The sequence below is a fragment of the Vibrio sp. VP6 genome (assembly GCF_028823755.1).
Classification (GTDB): domain Bacteria; phylum Pseudomonadota; class Gammaproteobacteria; order Enterobacterales; family Vibrionaceae; genus Vibrio; species Vibrio parahaemolyticus.
Window position 1 is genome coordinate 1 of sequence record NZ_JAPEID010000102.1, and the last position, 3,110, is coordinate 3,110.

6 protein-coding genes are annotated in these 3,110 nt (G+C 45.4%); all 6 read right to left on the reverse strand.

Annotated features, from left to right (window positions below; genetic code table 11):
- Window positions 1-8: 8 nt before the first annotated feature.
- Window positions 9-902, reverse strand: a complete 894-nt coding sequence (locus tag OU793_RS23925; RefSeq protein ID WP_023623345.1) for an ArdC family protein — start codon at window positions 900-902, stop codon at window positions 9-11.
- A gap of 109 nt (window positions 903-1,011) precedes the next feature.
- Entirely contained in the window at window positions 1,012-1,236 is a 225-nt protein-coding gene (locus OU793_RS23930) for a hypothetical protein (RefSeq protein WP_023623344.1), read from the reverse strand.
- Between the two features lie 75 nt (window positions 1,237-1,311).
- A complete protein-coding gene (locus OU793_RS23935) occupies window positions 1,312-1,668 on the reverse strand; it encodes an antirestriction protein (RefSeq protein ID WP_228521631.1) in 357 nt (118 codons plus the stop codon).
- A gap of 235 nt (window positions 1,669-1,903) precedes the next feature.
- Window positions 1,904-2,242 (reverse strand): hypothetical protein, encoded by a 339-nt coding sequence (locus OU793_RS23940; RefSeq protein ID WP_023623342.1) that lies wholly within the window; start codon window positions 2,240-2,242, stop codon window positions 1,904-1,906.
- 145 nt (window positions 2,243-2,387) lie between these two features.
- On the reverse strand, window positions 2,388-2,684 hold the full coding sequence (locus tag OU793_RS23945) for a hypothetical protein (RefSeq protein WP_023623341.1): 297 nt from the start codon (window positions 2,682-2,684) through the stop codon (window positions 2,388-2,390).
- Window positions 2,677-2,910 carry a hypothetical protein gene (locus tag OU793_RS23950; RefSeq protein ID WP_023623340.1) on the reverse strand — a complete coding sequence of 78 codons (234 nt, stop codon included), beginning with the start codon at window positions 2,908-2,910 and terminating at the stop codon, window positions 2,677-2,679. Before OU793_RS23950 ends, OU793_RS23945 begins: the two co-directional genes overlap by 8 nt.
- Between the last annotated feature and the right edge of the window lie 200 nt (window positions 2,911-3,110).

Here is a 3,110-nt window from a genome sequence, read left to right on the forward strand (position 1 = left end):
CACTTTCGCTATGCCGCTTTAGAAATCTTCATTTCGTTCAGCGACATGAGGTATTGATGCGCTTTACTGGCTTGAGCGGCGGCTTTAAAAACATAACGCTTGTCGTTTTTCAACGCCTCCAACCAGTTTGCGATATAAGATTCGTGTTGAACGTCACCAACTATCCCCAAATCCGCCATGGTAAAAGCGGCCCCGAGTTCAGCGATTAATTCTTCAAAAGCGTAATCCTTGCTACCAAACCGCCCTTTGCTGTCACGATCTAAACGAGATTGATGTCCCGTCCAATGCGTCAACTCATGCATAATGGTGGCATAGAGATCGGCTGTCGAAACGAACCTTTCACGATCAGGGATGACAACTTCATCCGTAGATGGACGATAAAACGCTTTCTGTCCACCATAACGAATAGATACCCCCGTCTGCTGAATGAAGCGCTCAGCTTCATCAATCAATGCTATCTCATCACGTTCAGGGCGCGCCATGGCCACTTCATCGTCTTCAATACCATCAATTTGATCAACGTTAAAAACCTTAAAGGTTCGTAACATCGCGTAGGTATCTTGCTCGTCATTATCATCTTCGTGCCGGTTTTTCTTCTCCACGATTTTGAAAAAGAAAATCGCTGTCCCTTTTTCACCCTTTCTAACCTGGCCGCCAAGCGCTTTCGACTGCTTGTACGTCAGCCATTTGTTGGATGAAAAGCGGTTAAGCTGCGCACTCATCCAAAGTAACATGATATTCAACCCTTTATATTCGGTTTGACTCTGATAGTTACATGGAATGCCTGATGCGTGGGTCACATCCCAAGGGCATGACCAAGGTTTAACCCCTTGCTCTAGCGCCTCGATGACTTGATTGGTGATGTCTTGGTAAAAATCGTTTTTCATTGGTTTTGTAGCCATGTCGCTACTCCTTGAATGAGTAAATTGATAACAATTTGCTTATTCGGCTGGCAACGGCCAGTCGAACTGGCGTTGCCTGCGGAGTCGTTCCGCTACAGAAGGGGGTCACTTAGTCACATAAGAATGTCACCTTGATGACAGGCTTGTGACCTAAGTGGTAAGCGTCTCCAAAAAGTAACAGCCCCATAAAGGAGTAGTATTGGATGTCACTCTGACCAACCGTCTTTAGATTTTCATTGTGGATCACCGTATCACCGGCGTTGATGGTTTTGATGTGCACTTCTTCTAAGCGTATAGCGCTTGATTTTTGGAAGCTCGTACCCAGCTCTAGCATCAGACGTCTCCTTTAAAATAAAACAGGAGAAGCCCCCACAGGCCTTCTCCTGTGGTGATTACAACGCGCTGAGCGCTAATGAATGGATGTGATAAAGTGAGCAATGCTATCCCACTCTACGTGCTCGTTCGCGTATTCCATAAGTCGCGAATGATAATGGCTGAAATTGTCCATTTCGACAAAATGGTCTCGTTCAAGCGCCACCGTTGCACAGGTTCGTAATGTCACCAACCAAATACAAATGCCTGCCGCTTCTTGAGAAAACGCATGCCAGGTATCGTGATTCGGATCGTAGAAAGTGACGGGCGCCTCCATAACCGGATAGGCGAACCGACCACCGTTACTTAGTGTCAGAAATTGCCAATACCTTCCCCCCTTCCTGTAATACCCCTTTAGGTATAGTTCAGAGAAGCGGTGGATCGTTCTTTTCAAAAAACGAAATTGCTTTGTCGTGGATGGATAAAACGTTAAACGTTCTTGCTTGGGTATCATTGCGGCAGTAATCATGACGATCACCTTTGAATTGATGGATTGAAGACAAGCGAGGCCATCAATCATAATCTTGGGCTCTGGCACCACTCGATTATGAATGGTTGCCTTAGCCAAGATTTACAACGTCTGATGCGTTGCGTCTCCAGTATATCGGAGTATAAAAAAGCCCGTCAATTTAATGATGGGCTTTTTTGAGGGGAAAATCAGAAAGAGCGCTGCTGGTCTCTTCCTCAGAGCCTCCGTTTTCAATGTGCTCTTGATAGCGTCGTCGTGCATGAACTTTTTTGATGATGATGTCCTGCCGCTCTTCTGCCGTGCGTCGCGGAAAATGGCTGTCCGTTTCATGCGGTAAAGCGAATTTAAAATCATCATTTTGGCTAAGCACGAGCAAATCCGCCATGTAGTCTTGGTAAGAGGCGTACACCACGCTTTGAAATGACGCGATACATTCTCGGGTCTCTTGACCATCATCAAACATCCATTCATCCGTTATGATTGCTTCGATACGCTTCATGTCTCTTCCTCGTTGTTAGGGTTTCATATATTCCGTTGCCAGTTACTTAAGAGCCATCAGGAACTGGACGGCTCTTAAGTAACTGCCCATGTTCAATGATGATATGACCGCCCCCTCCTTTTAGGCTCAGTCGTCATTGCCCTCTTTATTTCTCGTCGGTGAATGTGCCGAAAACCGTAATTAAGGCATCAACAAACTCACCCGCTTTAACCTCCCCCAGAAAGCACGGCTTGAAATCGTCGGTTGCCATGTATTTTTTCTTGGCTGGCACATAAACCATCGAAGCAGGGTTCGCCGCTAAATAGTCTTGAAATACCTTGCTCACCTTTTGCCGACCTAAGCCCAGGTGACGGTAAATGTCTTTACTGGTAACGTGACCGTTTAGAAGTAGCTTGGCATCAATCAGCTTTAAAACGGCATCATCGAGCAATGGTTTAGACATGCAACTCCCTCTCTGCTCGCGCATTGGCTTGGCGTTTGATCTCTTGGGCTTTCATGACTTTAGCGCCCATGATGACGACTCTCAGAAAGCCTTGTTTGGACTCGGTTTTGTTCCAGTTATCGAGGTTCTGCCGGGTAGTACATGCGTACATCGCTAATTCATCAACGGTATTAAAGCCGGCCATTTTGCTCAGCTCTGACAACTTATAATCGGGTATAAAGCTCAAAGGATACCTCCATCATCGTAAGTAAAAATAATTTACCATTAAATACAAATCAGTAAAACATATTTACGCAACACAAGCAATCCGTATAAATAATTGACGAATCAATCACATTTAGAGTCCTTCGCGGCAGCTTGAACGGCTTTGAGAAATCGTCGAGAAACAAAACGATAGAGAGGGAAGTAGAAAGCTTTAAACAGACT